Here is a 542-nt window from a genome sequence, read left to right as displayed (position 1 = left end):
GTACGTGCACCGCCTCCTGGCTGACGAGGATGTAGAACTCGTCGGGGTCGAGCACCAGTTCGCCGGCGCCGCTCTTGTGGATCGGCTCCCAGAAGTCGACGACTTCCTGCGCCGCGCGCTTGTCGACATCGACGAGGCCGGTGTGATGCTTGCCGCGATAGCCGACCAGCCCGTTCTGATCGCCGTTGAGGTCGATCGACAGCGCGATGCCGCCGCCGGAAATGTTCGGCGGCTCGGTGGCGACCAGCGTCTGCGCGCGATGCAACTCGTGCAGCTCGGCTTCCGAGAGCAGCGCATTGCCGGTGCGGAAGCGGATTTGCGACAGGCGTGAGCCGGTGCGCACGACGATCGGGAAGGTGCGGGGGCTGACTTCCAGAAACAGCGGGCCGTGATAGCCGGCAGCGATCTTGTCGAACTCGTGGCCGCGATCGGTCATGACCCGGGTGAAGATGTCGAGCCGCCCGGTCGAGCTCTTCGGATTGGCCGAGGCCGAAATATCAGCCGGCAATGCCAGGCTTTCAAGCAAGGGCACGATATAGACG

1 protein-coding gene is annotated in these 542 nt (G+C 64.9%); it reads right to left on the bottom strand.

Going from position 1 to position 542, the window contains the following annotated elements; all coding sequences use genetic code 11:
- Positions 1 to 542 (bottom strand): 2'-deoxycytidine 5'-triphosphate deaminase (locus tag EN984_RS37080; RefSeq protein WP_127384477.1); only part of this gene is annotated, 542 nt, incomplete at both ends.

This window comes from Mesorhizobium sp. M7A.F.Ca.CA.004.12.1.1, from assembly GCF_003997835.1.
Taxonomy (GTDB): Bacteria; Pseudomonadota; Alphaproteobacteria; order Rhizobiales; family Rhizobiaceae; genus Mesorhizobium.
Note: the sequence above shows the minus strand (reverse complement) of the source record. Positions and strands in the feature narration are given on the sequence as shown.